This is a genomic window from Micromonospora sp. M71_S20 (assembly GCF_003664255.1).
Lineage (GTDB): Bacteria > Actinomycetota > Actinomycetes > Mycobacteriales > Micromonosporaceae > Micromonospora.
In genome coordinates this window covers 3,678,838-3,696,941 of the sequence record NZ_RCCV01000001.1, presented here as the reverse complement: position 1 = coordinate 3,696,941, position 18,104 = coordinate 3,678,838, and the positions used below count along the sequence as shown (strand labels likewise).

The 18,104-nt window shown below is 70.9% G+C and carries 10 protein-coding genes; 7 read left to right on the top strand and 3 right to left on the bottom strand.

Annotated elements, in window-relative coordinates; translation table 11 throughout:
• Positions 1 to 36: 36 nt before the first annotated feature.
• Positions 37 to 1,986: a hypothetical protein gene (locus DER29_RS15840; RefSeq protein WP_148710063.1), complete on the bottom strand. Its 1,950-nt coding sequence runs from the start codon at positions 1,984 to 1,986 to the stop codon at positions 37 to 39.
• Positions 1,987 to 2,210: 224 nt separating this feature from the next.
• Between DER29_RS15840 and DER29_RS15835 the strand changes: the two genes are divergently transcribed.
• Positions 2,211 to 5,264, top strand: coding sequence for a glycoside hydrolase family 38 C-terminal domain-containing protein (locus tag DER29_RS15835; protein ID WP_121398028.1), 3,054 nt, complete (start codon positions 2,211 to 2,213; stop codon positions 5,262 to 5,264).
• Between the two features lie 72 nt (positions 5,265 to 5,336).
• Here the strand turns inward: DER29_RS15835 and DER29_RS15830 are convergent, their stop codons facing one another.
• Positions 5,337 to 7,835 carry a hypothetical protein gene (locus DER29_RS15830; protein WP_121398027.1) on the bottom strand — a complete coding sequence of 833 codons (2,499 nt, stop codon included), beginning with the start codon at positions 7,833 to 7,835 and terminating at the stop codon, positions 5,337 to 5,339.
• A gap of 226 nt (positions 7,836 to 8,061) precedes the next feature.
• Between DER29_RS15830 and DER29_RS15825 the strand changes: the two genes are divergently transcribed.
• From DER29_RS15825 to DER29_RS15815, 3 genes are all read left to right on the top strand, one after another.
• Complete coding sequence (locus DER29_RS15825) at positions 8,062 to 9,426, top strand: ABC transporter substrate-binding protein (RefSeq protein WP_121398026.1); 1,365 nt, start codon at positions 8,062 to 8,064, stop codon at positions 9,424 to 9,426.
• 130 nt (positions 9,427 to 9,556) lie between these two features.
• Positions 9,557 to 10,528, top strand: a complete 972-nt coding sequence (locus DER29_RS15820) for a carbohydrate ABC transporter permease (RefSeq protein ID WP_121398025.1) — start codon at positions 9,557 to 9,559, stop codon at positions 10,526 to 10,528.
• Entirely contained in the window at positions 10,525 to 11,472 is a 948-nt protein-coding gene (locus DER29_RS15815; RefSeq protein WP_121398024.1) for a carbohydrate ABC transporter permease, read from the top strand. Before DER29_RS15820 ends, DER29_RS15815 begins: the two co-directional genes overlap by 4 nt.
• A 104-nt stretch (positions 11,473 to 11,576) precedes the next feature.
• Here the strand turns inward: DER29_RS15815 and DER29_RS15810 are convergent, their stop codons facing one another.
• A complete protein-coding gene (locus DER29_RS15810) occupies positions 11,577 to 12,062 on the bottom strand; it encodes a hypothetical protein (protein WP_148710062.1) in 486 nt (161 codons plus the stop codon).
• Between the two features lie 169 nt (positions 12,063 to 12,231).
• Here DER29_RS15810 and DER29_RS15805 point away from each other — a divergent pair, with 169 nt between their 5' ends.
• The 3 genes from DER29_RS15805 (at position 12,232) to DER29_RS15795 (ending at position 18,098) form a co-directional block, all read left to right on the top strand.
• The gene (locus tag DER29_RS15805) at positions 12,232 to 12,945 is read left to right on the top strand and encodes a hypothetical protein (RefSeq protein WP_121398022.1); all 714 of its coding nucleotides are present in this window, start codon (positions 12,232 to 12,234) and stop codon (positions 12,943 to 12,945) included.
• A 379-nt stretch (positions 12,946 to 13,324) separates the two neighbouring features.
• Complete coding sequence (gene rph, locus DER29_RS15800; RefSeq protein ID WP_121398021.1) at positions 13,325 to 15,922, top strand: rifamycin-inactivating phosphotransferase; 2,598 nt, start codon at positions 13,325 to 13,327, stop codon at positions 15,920 to 15,922.
• Between the two features lie 184 nt (positions 15,923 to 16,106).
• Positions 16,107 to 18,098 (top strand): acyl-CoA dehydrogenase, encoded by a 1,992-nt coding sequence (locus tag DER29_RS15795; protein ID WP_121398020.1) that lies wholly within the window; start codon positions 16,107 to 16,109, stop codon positions 18,096 to 18,098.
• Positions 18,099 to 18,104 lie beyond the last annotated feature (6 nt).

Genomic DNA, 18,104 nt, shown 5'->3' with positions numbered 1-18,104 from the left:
CGCTGGCCCGCTTCCGCGCTGCGCGTCCGGGGCGGGTCAGCGGGGCGGGACCAGGAGGGTGGGGTCGGCCAGCGCCTGCTCGCAGCCGAGCAGCAGCACCCCCACGCTCCACGCGTGCGACAGCGTCAGCAGCATGCCCTTGGGCTGGAAGCAGGCGGTCTGGTAGTACCGCTCGCTCACCATCCCCCGGTACGCGTTGAAGTCGCCGTCGAAGCGCGCGACGAACTGGCGGAAGCAGGCCAGCGCCTCGCGCGCACGCTCGACGTAGTGCGGGTCGCCGCAGGCGGCGGAGAGTTGCGCGAACTCGGCCGTGCAGATCAGCCCGTACGCGTGCAGGTGCTGGTTGGAGGGCGAGGCGTTGTCGGCCCCCCGGGTGGCGAAGCGGTAGGTGTGCAGCAGGGTGCCGGCCGGGAACGTGGTGTTGTACGTGTACCGGAAGGTCAGCGTCCAGTCGGCGGCGCGGCGGGCGAGGTCCAGCCAGCGCCGCTCGCCGGTGCGGCGGTGCAGCGCCAGGTACGCCATCACGGCGACGTAGCCGTCCTCCGAGGTGGGGGCCAGGTCCACGTCCTCCGGCGCGCCGTGCAGGAACTCGCTCTCCACGAACGGCGCGTAGTACTCCCCGGCCCGGACGGCGGCGGCCAGGTACTCGCCCCCGGCGCCGTCCGGCCCGTCCCAGCGGGCGGCCTCGGCCAGCGCGCCCACCCAGGCCAGTCCCGCGCAGCCGGCCCAGGAGAGCACCTCGCCGGTCAGCGCGTGGTGGGTCGAGCCGAGGTTGCCGTCCGGGCGCTGCCGGGCGACGACCGCGTCGAGGTTGGACCGGACCGCGTGGATCCACGCCGGCCGCGAGCCGCCCGGGTCACCGTCGAGCTCCAGGGCCCGGACGAGGAACTGCGTCGCCTCGGCGAGGGTGCGCGAGTGCAGCGTGTGCGGCACCGGTGACCAGCTCTGCGACCAGCCCCGGTGGCGGTACCAGACGCCCCAGAAGGTGCCGGACGGGGACAGCTCGGCGCAGCAGAAGTCGATGACCCGCTCCGCGGCCGCGACGTCGGCCGTCGCGCCGACCCGCCGGCCGTGGGCCAGCAGGGCGTACGCCCACGGGATGCCGCTGACCCAGCCCACGTGCATGGCCTGCCGGTCCACGGGCAGCCCGTCCTGGCCGCTGATGCCCCGGTCGAACGCGACGGTCTCCAGCAGGACGCCGGGCTCGGCGTAGTGCCACCGGCGCAACCCCTCGGCGGCCAGCTCGGCGGCCTGCGTGACGTCGACCCAGGGCCGCAGCGGGGCGTCGGCGGCTTGGCGGGCGTGCTCCTCGCGCAGCACGGCCGCGTAGCCGTGCCGGTCCCGGTCCAGCGCGTAGACGGCGAGGTCCAGTTCCACCCGCTCGCCCGGGCGCCAGGTGTACGTGCTGACCTCGGTGGGCCCCGGTGCCGCGGATCCGTCGTAGCTGACCGGCGCCTCCCGGAACGGAAACGTCAGGTGCAGGTGGCCGCGGCCGCGACCGGCGTCGTGCCCGAACCCCAGCCCGGTCATGCCGAGGGCGGTGGTCTCGTCGGCGACCAGGGCGACGCCGCCCTCGCCGGTCCAGCCGAACACCGCCGGGGTGGCCGCCCGGTCGGCCCGGAACTCCCAGTGGTCGCTCACCATGCCGGCGTGGTCGGTGCCGTCGACGGCGAACCGGGGATACACCCGCAGGCAGTCCGCCGGCCGGTTCTCGCCGTAGAACGCGCCGGGCAGCAGCCACCACGGCGGGTCTGGGTCGGCGGCGAGGTCGACCCGGTACCGGATTCCCGCGTCCACCACCGCGTCGCCCCGGTACTCGACGGTCAGCCGGACGTTGCGCCGCCCGGTGGCCGACGGCGGCGCCCAGTCGAGGGTGGCCGTGAACGGCCCGTCGGCGGCCGGTTCGGTCCGGCCGTCGGCCCAGACGACGTCGACCGTCCCGGGCGCCGAGCCGACCGTCTGACCGGCCGTGTTTCGCAGTGGCATGAGGGCTGCGACCGCAGCGGGCAGGGGGCCGGTCACCGTGACGTGCACATCCTTCGCGCTCTGGGATCGATACCACTATTGAGCCGCCAAGATAGCGTAAGTACCCCTACGGGGCCAGGGATCGGACGGACAGAACGCATTGACACAAGCAAAAAGCGTGTGGTTGCGTCTGTGGATTCGTTCCCACAAGCGGTCCGGCCGCTCACTCCCCCGGGAGCTTCCCGATGCATCGCTCTCTGTCCAACCTGACCCAACGGATCGACCGGGTGCTGCTCGAACGGTTGATCCCCGCGATCCACCGCGACGTCGAACCCGTGACCGTCGAGGCGGCCCACCTGCCCGGCGAGCCGGTGCCCGCCGACGTCGGGCTGGCGCTGCCCTACGCGCCGTTCACCGTGGGCCAGTTCTGGGGCCCCGCCTGGAGCACCACCTGGTTCCGGTTCACCGGCGAGGTGCCCGAGCGGATGCGCGGCGGGCGGGTCGAACTGATCGTCGACCTCGGCTTCGAACGGGCCGGGCCCGGCTTCCGCTCGGAGGGCCTCGCGTACACGGCGGACGGCACGCCGATCAAGGGCATCGAGCCACGCACTGCGTACGTGCCGGTGGCGCGGGAGGCGGCCGGCGGCGAGCGCGTCGAGGTGTACGTCGAGGCCGCGGCGAACCCCCGCTTCGACGGCACCGTCACGCAGCTCGGTGACCGGGAGACCGCCCCCGACACGCCGCTCTACCGGCTCGACCGGGCGGAGCTGGCGATGCGGGACGAGGAGGTGTACGCGCTCGTCCTGGACGTGCAGGTGCTGCACCAGCTCGCCCTGGAGCTGGCCGTGACCGACCCGCGGCACCACGAGATCCGTCGCGCCCTGGAGCTGATGCTCGACGAACTGGACCTCGGCGACCTCACCGGCAGCGCGCCCGCCGCCCGCAAGCGGCTGGCCGGCGTCCTCGCCTCCCCGGCGGCGCCGAGCGCCCACCGGGTCACCGCCGTCGGCCACGCACACATCGACTCGGCCTGGCTCTGGCCGGTACGCGAGACCATCCGCAAGTGCTCGCGCACCTTCTCGAACGTCGTGGCGCTCGCCGACGAGTACCCCGAACTCGTCTTCGCCTGCTCCTCCGCCCAGCAGTACGCCTGGCTGCGCGAGCACCACCCGCAGGTGTACCGCCGCGTGGCGGAGAAGGTGGCCAGCGGGCAGTTCCTGCCGGTCGGCGGCATGTGGGTGGAGTCCGACACCAACATGCCGGGCGGCGAGGCCCTGGTGCGCCAGTTCACCCAGGGCAAGCGGTTCTTCGCCGCCGAGTTCGGCATCGAACCACGCGAGGTCTGGCTGCCGGACTCGTTCGGCTACTCAGGGTCCCTGCCGCAGCTCGCCCGCCTCGCCGGCTTCCGCTGGTTCCTCAGCCAGAAGATGTCCTGGAACCAGACCAACCGCTTCCCGCACCACACCTTCTGGTGGGAGGGCATCGACGGGAGCCGGGTCTTCACCCACTTCCCGCCGGCCGAGACGTACAGCTCGGAGCTGAGCGGTCGCGAGCTGGCGTTCGGGGTCGCCAACTTCACCGAGCACGGGCGCTCCACCGTGTCGCTGCTGCCGTTCGGCTACGGCAACGGCGGCGGCGGGCCGACCCGGGAGATGCTGGAGATCGCCCGGCGGGTCGCCGACCTCGAAGGCTCGCCCCGGCTGGCCATCCGCACCCCGGCCGAGTTCTTCGCCGAGGCGGAACACGAGTATCCGGACGCGCCCGTGTGGAACGGCGAGATGTACCTCGAATACCACCGGGGCACGTACACCAGCCAGTCGGCGATGAAGCGCGGCAACCGGCACACCGAGCACCTGCTGCGCGAGGCCGAGCTGTGGTGCGCCACCGCGGCGTCGCGGACCGGCCACGAGTACCCGTACGACGAGCTGGACGCCATCTGGCAGGAGACCCTGCTGCTCCAGTTCCACGACATCCTGCCGGGCAGCTCGATCGCCTGGGTGCACCGCGAGGCCCGGCAGACGTACGCGAGACTGGCCGACCGGCTGGAGACGCTGATCGACGCGGCGCTCGCGGCGCTCACCGGCCCGGGGTCGGTGCCGCTGGTCGCCAACGCCGCGCCGCACACGCGGCCCGGCGTGCCGGCGCTCGGGATCGCGACGACCCCCGCGGACGGCACCGGGTCCGACGCCGACGCCCCGGCGGTGTCGGTGCGGACGGGCCCGGACGGCACCGTGCTGGACAACGGCCTGCTCCGGGTGCGCATCGCCACCGACGGGACCGTCGCGGCCATCCGCGACCTGGTGGCCGACCGGGAGGTGCTGCCGGCCGGCACCTCGGCCAACGTCCTGCAACTGCACCCGGACCTGCCGAACAAGTTCGACGCCTGGGACGTCGACGAGTTCTACCGCAACCGGCGCCACGACCTCACCGAGGTCACCGAGCTGACGGTCCAGGCCGACGATCCCCGGTGCGTCCGCGTCCGGATCAGCCGCACCGACCGCAACTCCGCGTACGTGCAGACGGTGTCCCTCGCCGCCGGGGAGCGCGTGCTGCGGTTCGAGACCGAGGTGGACTGGCACGAGCGGGAGACCTTCCTCAAGGTGGCCTTCCCCGTCGACGTCCAGGCCACGCACTCCAGCTCGGAGATCCAGTTCGGCCACCTCCAGCGGCCCACCCACACCAACACCTCGTGGGACGCGGCGCGCTTCGAGATCTGCGCGCACCGGTGGCTGCACGTCGGCGAACCGGGATACGGCGTGGCGCTGGTCAACGACGGCACGTACGGCCACGACGTGACGCGCCGGCCGCCCGGTGACGCGCAGGGCGCGCAGCCGACCACCGTACGGCTGTCCCTGCTCCGCGGCCCCCGCTACCCCGACCCGGACACCGACCGGGGCGCGCACCGCTTCGGCTACGCGCTGGTCTGCGGGGCGGAGATCGAGGACGCGGTACGCGAGGGCTACCGGGCCAACCTGCCGGTCCGCCGCCGCACCGGTGGGCACCCGGTGGACCCGCTGATCGAGGTCAGCGACCCGGCCGTCGTGGTGGAGGCGGTGAAGCTGGCCGACGACCGCTCCGGCGACGTGATCGTCCGGCTGTACGAGTCGCTCGGCGGACGCGCCCGTGCCCGCCTGCGCGCCTCGTTCGCCCTCGCCGGGGCCCGGGTGGTCGACCTGCTGGAGCGGGCGGACGAATCGGTCGCCGCGCTGGCCCCGGTCACGGTCGAGGGCGACGCCGTCGATTTCGCCCTGACGCCGTTCCAGGTGGTGACGCTCCGGCTGACGCCGGCGCGGGACTGAGAGAGCGTGGTGACACCCGGGCGTGGTCTTCGCTGACTCCGTCAGCGAAGACCACGCCCGGGTCGTTGGGGGTCAGGACGGCGGGTCGGCGCGGCGCAGCGTCACGTCGGCGATCCCGTGGCCGGCGACGGTCACCGGACCGCCGCCGGTCACCCCCGGGCCGGCCCACTCGACGGTGGCCGCCACCGGTTCGGCGCCGATGTTGCGCAGCCGTACCCGCACCGCCTGATCGCCGGCCGGCCGGACCTCGGCGAGCAGGCGGTCCGCCGGTTCCACCCGGAGCCCGCTGCCGCCCGCCGCGCCGACCGGCCCCGCGTACCGCCGCGCCTGCAACGGTTCCAGCAGGTTCCGGCCGTACACCCGGACCTGCTCACGGGTCACCGGGCCGGAGCGCGCGGCGAACCGGTACCGGTACCGCCGGGTGCCGTCCTGGCTCGCCTGGAAGTTGGTGAAGTGCAGGTTGTTCATCAGCCAGCTGTTCACCTGCCCACCGGCCACCGCGAGGGTCCGCGCCCACCGCCCGGTGTGGAAGCCGCCCACCTGCACGAGCGGCGCGTCGAAGCTGCCCCACAGGATGCCGTGGTCACGGTTGGTCACACCGACCGCGTGCTGGACCGAGTGCCAGTCCCTGCTGGTGTCCGGGAGCTGTTCCGTCCCGGCCGCGTACACCGCGCCGGCGGTCTCCAGCAGGAACTCCGGGTCGGGCACCGCGAACGGGAACGCCACGAAGATGCTCTCCGGTTCCAGCCGCGCGGGCTTGACCAGGTGCACGTCGAGGTCCACGACGTCGGCGTCGCGGTAGAGCGTGAGCGCCACGGTGGCCGCCGGGAGATCCGCCGGGGTGACCCGCCACGTGATGGTGGCCAGCTCGGCCGACTCGGCGATCGCCGGTTCGTCCTCGCCCCGGGCGACCAACCGCTCGAAGTCCGGCCCCGGGAAGTCCGGATGGAAGTCCTTGGGCGAGCGCACCACCATCGGATGGTCGCAGCCGACGGGGATCCTCTCGATCACCACGGCGCCCAGCCCGTGCGGCACGGCGGGGTCCACCAGCTCCCGGCCGTCGCGCCGGTCGACCAGGGACACCACGCCACCGCGCGCCGGATCGACCACCACCCGGTACGGCCCCTTGGCGATCTCCCGGCCGGTCCGCGCCGTCGACGCTCCGGGCGTCGGCAGCAGTGCCACACCGAAGGCCGGCGCCCGGGCGACCAGCCGAGCCCGGCGGGTGGTGTCCAGCTCGACCTCGACGGGCTCGGTCCGGTCCCGCTCGGTCGGGTTGACCACGAGGATCCCGTCGCCCGCGGCCGGCGCGGGCGCCGCGCCGGCCGGGTCCGTGCCGCTCGCCGCGAGCCGGAACATCCCCTCGACGGCCAGGTCACGCGCGAGGTCGTACGCCTGGTACGCGAATCCGGCCTTGGCGTTCCAGTGCGAGTGGCTGAAGGTGGAATGCGGCTTGGAGTACGTCTCCCAGGAACCCCAGGTGTGCTCGCCGAACAGCAGCAGGTCCTCGTCCACCCTGGCCAGGTCGGCGACCACCTCGTGTTCCTCGCGCAGCCGGGTCGGCCCGCGCCGGTAGCCGAGCACGTGGGCGAGCGCCGGTTCGCCGTCCCCCCGGAGCAGGGTCAGCCCCAGACTCGTCTGGGCCGCCCGGGCGAACGACCGGGCCTCCCGGTAGACGGCCACCTCCCTGGCCGTGGAGCCGTGGCCGTGCGACCACCAGTCCGACCACTCGCCGCGGACGACCGGCACGTCCGCCCGGCTGGCCTGCGGCTCCAGCAGGTCGAGGGCCTCGTCGATGGTCGCGGTGCGCATCGGCGGGTTGCCCGGCACGGCGTTCCAGTGCCGCACCACGTCGAGGAACAACGGCGTCGGCCAACGGTTGTCGTTCGCCGCGTGGACCACCGCGACGTCGTACGGGTAGTCCGGGCGCGCCGCCAGCCGCTCGACGAAGGCCGCGATGTGGCGTTGCGCGGCGACCACGTCGCCGTCGACGATCCCCCACTCCTCGCCGATGCCGTAGTGCGTGGACAGCCACACGAACACCCGCTGGCCGCTGGGCCCCTCCCACCAGAACCCGGTCGGCTGCTCGTACGGTGCCCGGCCGTGGTCGGGGTTGAGCGCCATCACGAGCCGGGACATCCCCGCCCGGCGCATCGCCTCGACGGTGCCCCAGGCGATGCCGTTGACGTCGCCGTGCTGCTCGGTGCGCACCGGCAGCCCGGCGGCCCGGAGCACCTGGACCGCGTCGTACGCCGCCCCGAACTCCGCATCGGACGGCAACTGGGTCATGTTGAGGTAGCCACCCGTCACGGCGATCCGGCCCTCGTGCACGAGCTGCCGCAGCCGAGCCGCCCCGGCCTCGCCGGTCTCGGCGAGGTGGCGCAGCACCGGCCGGGCCACCTCGAACGTCCAGCGGAACTGGGCCGGGCCCGGTTCCGGGTCCGCCTCGCAGAGCCGCAGCACCTCGGCGACGACGCGCCGGTGCTGGTCGTCCAGCAGCCGCGGGCTGTTGGTGTAGCCCACGTCGTGGTGGGTATGTCCGATGAGCAGGATCTGGCTGATGGCCGGCACTCAGGCCCCCAATTGTGGCATCGTTGTCACACCGGATCCAACTCCACTTTGGCCCTTCTGGCAACCCCAGTTTTGCCTCTGACCTGGGCCGATACCAAATGGAAACATTCTCCACTTGTGTCAGGTGTCACGTTCGGATACGGTCCCGCCTGGTACGGATTCCATGCTGACTTCAGCCTCTTGAGGGCCGGCCCCGCCGGCCCCGCACGCCGTCGAAGGGACCCAGATGAGGAAAAGGCGAGCTGCCTTCATAGCCGCAGGCGTCGCCGCCGCACTTGTCGCGACTGCCGCCTGCGGATCGTCCGAAGGCGACAGCGGCGGCGAGGCCGCGAACTTCGACGCCAAGCCCACCGGGACCTTGAGCGCCTGGGGCTTCAACAACGCCGACGACGTCGGCAAGGCCCGGATCGAGTACGCGGCCAAGCAGCTCGACGGCGTCAAGATCGAGATGGACCAGACGGGCTTCGACGCGCAGAAGTTCACCACCCGCCAGGCCAGCGGCAACGTCCCCGACGTGGTGCAGATGGACCGTGAGCTGGTCCTCACCTACGCCGCCCAGGGCCTCATCCAGCCGCTCGACAAGTGCCTGGAGGTCAACAAGGTCACCAAGGACCGCTGGTACCCGGCGGTGGCCAACGACGTCACGTACAAGGGCCAGATGTGGGCGGTGCCGCAGTTCTACCAGCCGGCGGCGATCATCCTGAACAAGAAGGCCATGGACGCGGCGGGCGTGCAGGACGCCGACATCGACACGTCGAACCCCGACAAGCTGCTCGCCGCCGTCGCGAAGATGTACAAGGCCAACGGTGGCGTGCCGACGACGCTCGGGTTCAACCCGCAGGCGACCGGCCAGATCAACCTCTGGCTCGTCGGCATGGGCGGCAAGCTCGCCGACGCGGACGGCAAGCCCACCCTGGACGACCCGAACAACGTCGCCGCGCTCGAACTGCTCAAGAAGATCGTGGACGCGCAGGGCGGGTTCGCCAAGTACAAGAGCTTCACCGACTCGTTCGACATGTTCGGTGAGAAGAACCAGTTCGTCCAGAACCAGGTCGGGGCGGAGGTGGACGCCCAGTGGTACCCCAACGTCCTCTCGCCGTACAAGGACAAGATCAAGCTGGGCGCCGTGCCGTTCAAGGGCAAGGACGGCAACCCGGTCACCCAGGCCGGCGGCACCTCGTTCGTGATCCCCGCCCAGGCCAAGAACCCCTCGGCCGCCTGCAAGTGGGCGCTCGCGCTGACCGAGGAGGGCTCCTGGAACGCCGCCGCCGAGGCTCGGGCCAAGACGGTGCAGGAGAAGAAGTCCATCAACACCGGCCTGTTCACCGGGTCGCCCGTGTCCGACAAGGCCATCCGGGAGAAGTACGTCAAGCCCAGCGGTGACGCCGGCTTCGACCAGGTGATCAGCACTTACTACGAGGTCGCGGACGCCGGCAAGAGCGTGGGAGCCTCGCCGGCCGGCCAGCAGATCAAGCAGGAGCTGCTGAACGCCGTCACCGCGGCGCTGCTCGGCAGCAAGCCCGCCCAGCAGGCGCTCGCCGACGCCCAGACGGCATCGATGAACGCGTACAAGACCGTTACCGGCGGCTGACCGCCAGCAACGTTCCTCGTGGGCGTGGCGGGCCCTCGCATGGCGCGGGAGCCCGCCACGCCGCATTGTGGAGATCTTGCGATCCACCCCCCGGGAATCTCCGGCACCCGGCACACCATGGAGGCGTTGGATGACAAGTACCACCGTCGCACCCTCCGGCGACGGCACTCGCGACAGCAGCAGGAAACGGCCGGGCCGGGGAAGGAAGTACAACCGCCGGGAGGCGCTGGCCGGCTACCTCTTCATCTCGCCGTGGATCATCGGCTTCCTCGTCTTCACCGCCGGATCGATGATCTACAGCCTGGTCATCTCGTTCAGCAAGTACAACCTGGCGACGAACGTCATCCGGCCCACCGGGACCAGCAACTACGAGGCGTTGCTGGAGAACCCGAAGGTCGCCAAGTCGCTGGCGAACACCCTGTTCTACGCCGTGCTGGCCGTACCCCTGGAGATCTGCTTCGCGCTGCTGCTGGCGGTGCTGCTCAACCGGGTGGGCCGCGGCGCCGGCTTCTTCCGCACGGTCTACTACCTGCCGAAGATGACCCCGGCGGTGGCCACGGCATCGATCTTCTTCCTGCTGCTGAACGGCAACACCGGCGCCATCAACCAGGGCCTGCGCTTCATCGGCATCGAGGGCCCGCAGTGGCTGGTCGACCCGACGTGGGTCAAGCCGTCGATCGTGCTCATGACCCTCTGGACGGTCAGCGGCACGATGGTCATCTTCCTGGCCGCGCTGAAGAACGTGCCGCGTGACCTGTACGAGGTAGCCTCGCTCGACGGGGCGGGACCCGTCCGCCAGTTCTTCTCCATCACCCTGCCGATGATCTCCGGGGCGATGTTCTTCAACGTCATCATCCTGACCATCGCGGCGTTCCAGGTCTTCGACCAGGCGTACCTGCTGTTCTGGCGGGACCAGAACAACGTGGCGCCGGAGGCGTCGCTGTTCTACGCGGTCTACCTGTTCCAGGAGGCGTTCCGGCAGTTCAACTTCGGCTTCGCCGCGGCGATGGCCTGGCTGCTCTTCGTCATCCTGATGATCCTGACCTTCATCCAGGTCAAGGTCGGCAACCGCTTCGTGTACTACGAGGGAGAGCGGTCGTGACGACAATCGGCCCCAGCACCGCACCCACCGCGGCCCCCGTCCTGGCCCAGGCCGTGGACGCCGCGCCCCCCGGAGGGCAACGGGATCCCGGGCGCCCACCCACGAGGTGGACGATCGGGCGGGTACTGCTCACCCTCCTGCTCGTCGGGTTCGCCGCGTTGTTCCTGTATCCCCTGGTCTGGCTGGTCGCGGCCAGCCTCAAGCCGGCCAGCCAGGTCTTCGACAACTCGTTGATCCCCGAGACCTGGCGGTGGGACAACTACGTCCAGGTCTGGAGCGAGCTGCCGCTGCTGCACTGGGTGTTCAACAGCGTGTCGATCTCACTGCTCGCCGCGACGACGGTCGCCATCTCCAGCTCGATGGTGGCCTTCGGGTTCGCCTACTTCCGCTTCCCCGGCCGCAACATCCTGTTCGGGCTGGTCCTGGGCACGATGATGCTGCCCGGCGCGGTCACGATGATCCCGATGTACCTGATCTGGAAGGAGGCGGGCTTCCTCGGCACCTGGGTGCCGCTGTTCGGCGCCAACCTGTTCGGCTCGGCGTTCTACATCTTTCTGCAACGGCAGTTCTACCTGAGCCTGCCTCGGGAACTGTTCGAGGCGGCCCGGATCGACGGGACCAACTACTGGCAGCTGTTCTGGAAGATCGCCATGCCGTTGTCCATCCCGTCGTTCGTCATCGTCTTCCTGTTCGAGTTCCAGGCGGCGTGGAACAACTTCCAGGGCGCGCTGATCTATCTCAACGGTGAGTCGATGGAGGACTTCACCGCTCCCCTCGGCATCGCGTACGCCATGACGAAGTACAGCCCCACGGCGGGCGGGGAGGGCGACTACCAGTACGTGATGGTCGCCTCGCTGCTCGTCACGCTGCCCATGCTGCTGCTGTTCAGCTTCGGCCAGCGGTACTTCATCGAGGGCGTCGCCACCCAGGGCCGCAAGGGCTGATCTCCCGGACGCGGCGTCGTGCCCGGCTGCCCGCCGGGCCCGACGCCGCGTCTGCATGAGCCGCACGGAGGAGAACCGGCCACAGCAGAGTCACCGATGGGGTCTCAGCGGTCCACCACGTCCCCACCCTGTTGCGACCTCAGCGCCTTCCGGGCCACCGCCCGCGCGAGCTCCAGGTGTCCAGCCAGGATGCCCAGCCCGAGCCCAGGGGCAGAGACGAAGATCAGGTACCCGACGACACGCCCGCTGAAGCCGTGAAAGCCCGAGTCCGCCGCCTCGTACCAGTCCAGCACCTGCCAGCCGAAGAACCACAGCAGGATCAGAACGATCGTGGTCAACACCAGGTAGGCCAGGAACCGTCCGACCCCGGTGAGTGCCAGCTGGTGCATGGACAGCACCAGCAACAGCGGGATCACCGTCGCCATGGCGATCACCAGGGCCAACCACCCCCAGTCCCCGAACGTGTGCAGCGGGGCGCGTTCAACGGCGATCACGACCACGATCACGGCGGAGACTGCCCAGATCGTCCATGCGATCGGCCCGGAAAGACGGATGAGAAAAGACCCACGCGACTCTGCGGTTGGCTGCATGACGGCAGGCTAGAGGGCACCTGTCCACAGGGGGTCGGATAAGCCGGACACCTGACAGGAGGGTGCCTACCGGCCGGGGAGCAACGCTCAGCCACCCCTTACGCACCCGGGTAGGTTCGACGCACTAGCATTGCCGCAGTCCGGGACGGCTCTGCTGAAACGAGGCGAAATGGGTTGGCTCCAGCGACTGCTGGGCGGCGGGCGGGTCCAGCTCGATCCGGGACGGCAGCAGGCTCTGCTACGGGACGTCCAGCACCGGTACGGCGCCCACGCGCAGCTCCGGTTTCCCGAGCAGGTCGAGGCGGTCACCGGAATGTTGGACGGCGACGACGGCCTGGTGGTGGCGGCCCGGATCGTGAGCCAGGTCGCCGACGAGGCCCACGCGGACCTCCAGGCCCAGGCCCACGAGGTACACCGGCGAACGGGCCGACGGCTCCTGGTGCACCGCCGCAACTACCGGCCGCTGTGGAAGGAGGCCGGCCCGGCCCTGCGCTGGCCGCTGTTCACGTTGCCGAGCGGCTTCCACCCGTACACGCAGGTGGCCGCCGCGGTCGCGGTGCTCGGCAGCCAGGCCGCCCGGCTCGACCGGGTGACCGACCCGAACCCCCTGGTGACCCACCTCTTCGAGGTGCTCGACCTCACCACCGCCGGCTGGGAGTACGGCCGGGTGCGGGTGGACACCGACGCCGCCGCCCTGGCCGATCGGCTGATCTCCAGCGCCGGACAGGTCCTCGCCGCCATGGACGACCCGCCCCGGCTGCCGCCCGCGGTCCGTGAGCTCATGCGCCGCAACAACACCCTCGACGTGCACGACCCGGCCGGCCCCCGGGTCGTCGGTGGGTTCAACCCGGGCGCGAGGATGCGCGAGCAACTGCTGGCCTGAGACACCGATCGTGTCGATCACCTACCGGTGATCGTGCCACCCGGCGCCGCGACACGGCGGCGGGTGGCCGTTCGCCCGCAGCCACCGGCGACGGGTGGCTCCGGCGATGCCGTGCACCAGCCGGGCCAGGTCCGCTGCTCCCCCGGCGTCGTCGGCGCGGCGCACCGCCGTGAGGATTTCAGTGAAAGAGATTCCGGTCCGCAGCGGAAAACGATAAGGAAACCGTTCCCACTTAAACGTATATCGCACCCCGCTGCTTGCGGCAAGACCCGGGTCTTGCCGCAAAATCGTCGGCCGGACCCAGAACTGACGAAGAAACGGGGCACGAGGTGCGGATGTTCTTGTCGCGGCGCAGGACGGTTGCCTTGGCGGTCCCGCGATGACCGGGCAGTACGTGTTGGGTCTCCAGGACGTGGACGACGTGCAGGTCGCGATCGTCGGCGGCAAGGGCGCGCACCTGGGGGCGTTGTCGCGGATCGGCGGCATCCGGGTGCCGGCGGGCTTCTGCGTGACGACGGACGCCTTCCGGCGGATCATGGCCGAGACGCCGTCGATCGACGAGCGGCTCGACCAGCTGTCGCGCCTGGACCCGGACGACCGGGAGTCGATCCGCACAGTCAGTGCGCAGATCCGCCGGAGCATCGAAGCGACACTCCTCCCCGACGAGGTGGCGGCGGCGATCATCCGGGCTGTCTCCCAGCTCGGCGAGCGAGCCGCCTGTGCCGTCCGGTCCAGCGCGACGGCGGAGGACCTGCCGACGGCCTCCTTCGCGGGCCAGCAGGACACGTACCTGAACGTCATGGGGCCGGCGGCCATCCTCCAGCACGTCAGCCGGTGCTGGGCCTCGCTCTTCACCGAGCGGGCCGTGACCTACCGTCGACGCAACGGCATCGACCACCGCACGGTCCACATGGCCGTCGTCGTGCAGAGGATGGTCTTTCCACAGGCGGCCGGCGTCCTGTTCACCGCCGACCCCGTCACGTCCAACCGGAGGGTCGCCTCCGTGGAGGCCAGCTTCGGCCTCGGCGAGGCTCTGGTCTCCGGGTTGGTGAACACGGACACCTATCGGGTGCGCGGCGATGAGATCATCGAAAAGGCGATCGCGGCCAAACGACTTGCCATCCACGCCCTGCCGGCGGGCGGGACGGCGGAACAGGCGATCGACCCACAGCGGCAGGAGCAGCCGGCGCTGACTGATGCGCAGGTCTTGCGGCTGGTGCGGTTGGGCCGGCGGATCGAAGCCCATTTCGGCCATCCCCAGGACATCGAGTGGTGCCTGGTCGACGACGACTTCCACATCGTCCAGAGCCGGCCGATCACCACCCTGTTCCCGATCCCCGAGACGGGCGATGGAGAGAACCACGTCTACGTCTCCGTCGGTCACCAGCAGATGATGACCGACGCCATGAGGCCCCTCGGGGTGTCCATGTGGCAGCTGACGGCCATGGCGCCGATGCACGAGGCCGGCGGGAGGCTGTTCGTCGACGTCACCCGGCGCCTGGCCGCACCCGCGAGCCGCGCCGGTCTGCTGGAGATGGTGGGCAGGTCCGATCCACTGGTCAGGGACGCGCTGGAGACCGTCCTCGACCGCGGCGACTTCGTTCCGTCGCTCCCCGACCAGGGTCCCGCAGGGCCGCCCGCCGGCGGTGCGCCCGCCCCGATCGAGACCGATCCGGCCATCGTCAGCGAACTGATCGAACGCAGCCGGGCGTCTGTCGCCACCCTGCAGCGCGACATCCGGACGAAATCCGGACCGGCGCTGTTCGACTTCCTGCGGGAGGCCTTCGAGGAGCACAAGCGCGCCCTCAGTGATCCGCTCAACATGCAGGCGATCATGGCGGGGATGGAGGCCACGTGGTGGCTCAACGACAAGCTGCACGAGTGGCTGGGCGAGAAGAACGCGGCCGACGCGCTCACGTTGTCCGCGCCCCACAACGTCACGTCGGAGATGGGACTGGCGCTGCTGGACGTCGCGGACGTCATCCGCCCGTACCCGGAGGTCGTGGCCTTCCTGCGGCAGGTCGAGGACGAGGGCTTCGTGGATGAGCTGGCCGGGCTCCCGGGCGGACAGGAAGCGCGAGACGCCATCCGGACCTTTCTCGACGCGTACGGCATGCGCTGCGCCGGCGAGATCGACATCACGAGGCCGCGCTGGAGCGAACGCCCCAGCACGCTCGTGCCCGTCATCCTCGACAACATCAGGAACCTCGCGCCGGGCGCTCGCAAGCGGCGCTTCGCGCAGGGGCGCCAGCAGGCGGAACAGAAGGAACAGGAGGTTCTGGCGCGCTTGCGGGCCCTGCCGGACGGGGAGCGGAAGGCGGAAGAGACGAAGCGGGTGATCGACCGGGTCCGAACCTTCGTCGGGTACCGGGAGTATCCGAAGTACGCCATCGTCAGCCGCTACTTCATCTACAAGCAGGCCCTGCTCGAGGAGGCCGAACGTCTCGTGCGGGCCGACGTGCTTCCGGAGAGGGAGGACATCTTCTACCTCACGTTCCAGGAACTCTCCGACGTCGTGCGCACGAGCAAGGTGGACGATCAGCTCATCCAGCGGCGGAAGGAAGCGTTCAGGGCGTACCAGAGGCTCATCCCGCCCCGAGTGCTCACGTCGGAGGGTGAGGGCATCGCCGGCGCGTACCGACGCGAGGATGTGCCGACCGGCGCGCTGGTCGGCCTCCCGGTTTCCGGCGGGGTCGTCGAGGGGCGGGCCCGCGTCATCCTGGACCTGGCCAAGGCCGATCTCGAACCGGGCGACATCCTGGTCACCGCCTACACCGATCCGAGCTGGTCACCCCTGTTCGTCGCGATCGAGGGACTGGTGACGGAGGTGGGCGGCCTCATGACCCACGGGGCGGTGGTCGCCCGGGAGTACGGCCTGCCCGCCCTCGTCGGCGTGGAGCAGGCGACCACGCTGATCCGGGACGGGCAGCGGATTCGCGTGCACGCGACCGACGGGTACGTCGAGATCCTGCCCTGACCAACGGTGAGCCGGTGGGTGAGCCTGCGGGCGGACGTCTTACGCGGTCGGAGTGCGCTGCCGGCGGCCGGCAACGATGGTGTCCCGTCTCACCGCGGTCTTGCTCGGCGGGTCACCGTAGCGGGCCGGTACTCTTGATCGGGTACAGACTGTACCCATATGTCCGCCATTCCGAGGGGTGACCATGCCCGATCACGCGTCCGGCCGCATCGACCTCGCCCGCCTTCAGGAAGTGCTCGACGGACCGTGGGCCGAGGTCCGCAACGCCCACCGGAAGCACCTCGACGCGCGCTTCCTCCCGGTGTACGGCGAGACCGGTGACCAGGCGCGTGAGCGGATCACCCGGCTGCTCTGCGAACTCCCCGTCGAGCTGGGTATCGCCTCGGCCTTCCCCACCGAGTACGGCGGCAGGTCCGACGTCGGCGGCTCGATCGTCGCCACCGAGATGCTGGCCCAGGTCGACCTGTCGCTGATGGTCAAGGCGGGCGTGCAGTGGGGCCTGTTCGGCGGCGCCGTCGCGGCCCTGGGCACCCGTCGGCACCACGACGCCTACCTGCGGGACATCATCTCGGGCAGGATCTTCGGCTGCTTCGCGATGACCGAGACCGGCCACGGCTCCGACGTCCAGCAGCTGCGCACCACCTGCACGTACGACCCGGAGACGCAGACCTTCGACCTGCACACCCCGCACGAGGCGGCCCGCAAGGACTACATCGGCAACGCGGCCCGGGACGGGCGGATGGCGGTGGTCTTCGCGCAGCTGATCGCCAACGGGCGGCGGCACGGCGTACACGCGTGGCTGGTCCCGATCCGCGACGCGCAGGGCAAGCCGCTGCCCGGCGTGACCATCGGGGACGCCGGGGCCAAGGCGGGCCTGCTCGGCGTCGACAACGGGCGGCTCAGCTTCGACCACGTGCAGGTGCCGCGGGACATGCTGCTGGACCGCTACGGTCAGGTCGCGGAGGACGGGACGTACTCCAGCCCGATCGAGAACGACTCCCGGCGCTTCTTCACCATGCTCGGCACCCTGGTCCGCGGTCGAGTGAGCGTGGGCGGCGCCGCGTCGGCGGCCACCAGGTCGGCGCTGACGATCGCCGTGCGCTACGGCGACATCCGCCGCCAGTTCGGCACGCCCGACGCGGAGCGGGAGGTGCTGCTCAACGACTACCTGGCCCACCAGCGCAAGCTGCTGCCCGCGCTGGCCACCACGTACGCGCTGCACTTCGCCCAGGCCGAGCTGGTCGCCGCGCTGGACGAGGTGCAGGGCGGCGACGGGCCGGTCGACGAGCACCGGCAACGGGAGCTGGAGTCCCGGGCCGCCGGCCTCAAGGCCGCGCAGACCTGGCACGCGACCCGCACCATCCAGATGTGCCGCGAGGCGTGCGGCGGCGCCGGCTACCTGTCCGAGAACCGGCTGCCCAGCCTCAAGGCCGACACCGACGTCTTCACCACGTTCGAGGGCGACAACACGGTGCTGCTGCAGCTGGTCGCCAAGGGACTGCTCACCGGCCACCGGGACGAGTTCGGCTCGCTGGACGGCTGGGGACGCGCCTCCTTCGTCGCCGAGCAGGTCCGCGAGATGGTGCTCGAGCGCACCGCCGCGCGGTCGCTCATCGAGCGGCTGGTCAGCGCCGTGCCCGGCCGCGACGAGGAGGTCGCCGTCACCGACCGCGGCTGGCAGCTCAAGGCTTTCGAGGACCGCGAGCGGCACCTCCTCGACGGCGCGGTCCGCCGCCTGCGCAACGGCGCGGCCACGAAGAAGGACCGTCCCTTCGACATCTTCAACGACGTCCAGGACCACGTCCTCGCCGTCGCCGCCGCGCACGTCGACCGGGTCGCCCTGGAGGCGTTCGTCGCCGGCATCGAGGACACCGCGGACCCGGCGGTCCGGGCGCTGCTCTCCCGGGTCTGCGACCTGTACGCGCTCAGCGTCATCGAGGCCGACAAGGGATGGTTCCTGGAGCACGGCCGTCTCACGCCGGCCCGGTCCAAGGCGATCACCGGTGTGGTGAACGGTCTACTCAAGGAGCTGCGCCCGCACATGCGGACACTCGTGGACGGCTTCGCCATCCCCGACACGTGGCTGCACGCCGCCATCCTGCGCGAGGAACCCCGCCGGCAGGAGAGCATGGCCGCCCATGACGCCGCCGGTGATCCGCAGGCAGTTACCGCGTAGCCAGGA

Excerpts from the sequence above, each read along its gene's own strand:
- DER29_RS15840 (WP_148710063.1), bottom strand. The coding sequence starts at position 1,986 with ATGCCACTGCGAAACACGGCCGGTCAGACGGTCGGCTCGGCGCCCGGG.
- DER29_RS15835 (WP_121398028.1), top strand. The coding sequence starts at position 2,211 with ATGCATCGCTCTCTGTCCAACCTGACCCAACGGATCGACCGGGTGCTG.
- DER29_RS15825 (WP_121398026.1), top strand. The coding sequence starts at position 8,062 with ATGAGGAAAAGGCGAGCTGCCTTCATAGCCGCAGGCGTCGCCGCCGCA.
- DER29_RS15820 (WP_121398025.1), top strand. The coding sequence starts at position 9,557 with ATGACAAGTACCACCGTCGCACCCTCCGGCGACGGCACTCGCGACAGC.
- DER29_RS15810 (WP_148710062.1), bottom strand. The coding sequence starts at position 12,062 with ATGCAGCCAACCGCAGAGTCGCGTGGGTCTTTTCTCATCCGTCTTTCC.
- DER29_RS15805 (WP_121398022.1), top strand. The coding sequence starts at position 12,232 with ATGGGTTGGCTCCAGCGACTGCTGGGCGGCGGGCGGGTCCAGCTCGAT.
- rph (WP_121398021.1), top strand. The coding sequence starts at position 13,325 with ATGACCGGGCAGTACGTGTTGGGTCTCCAGGACGTGGACGACGTGCAG.
- DER29_RS15795 (WP_121398020.1), top strand. The coding sequence starts at position 16,107 with ATGCCCGATCACGCGTCCGGCCGCATCGACCTCGCCCGCCTTCAGGAA.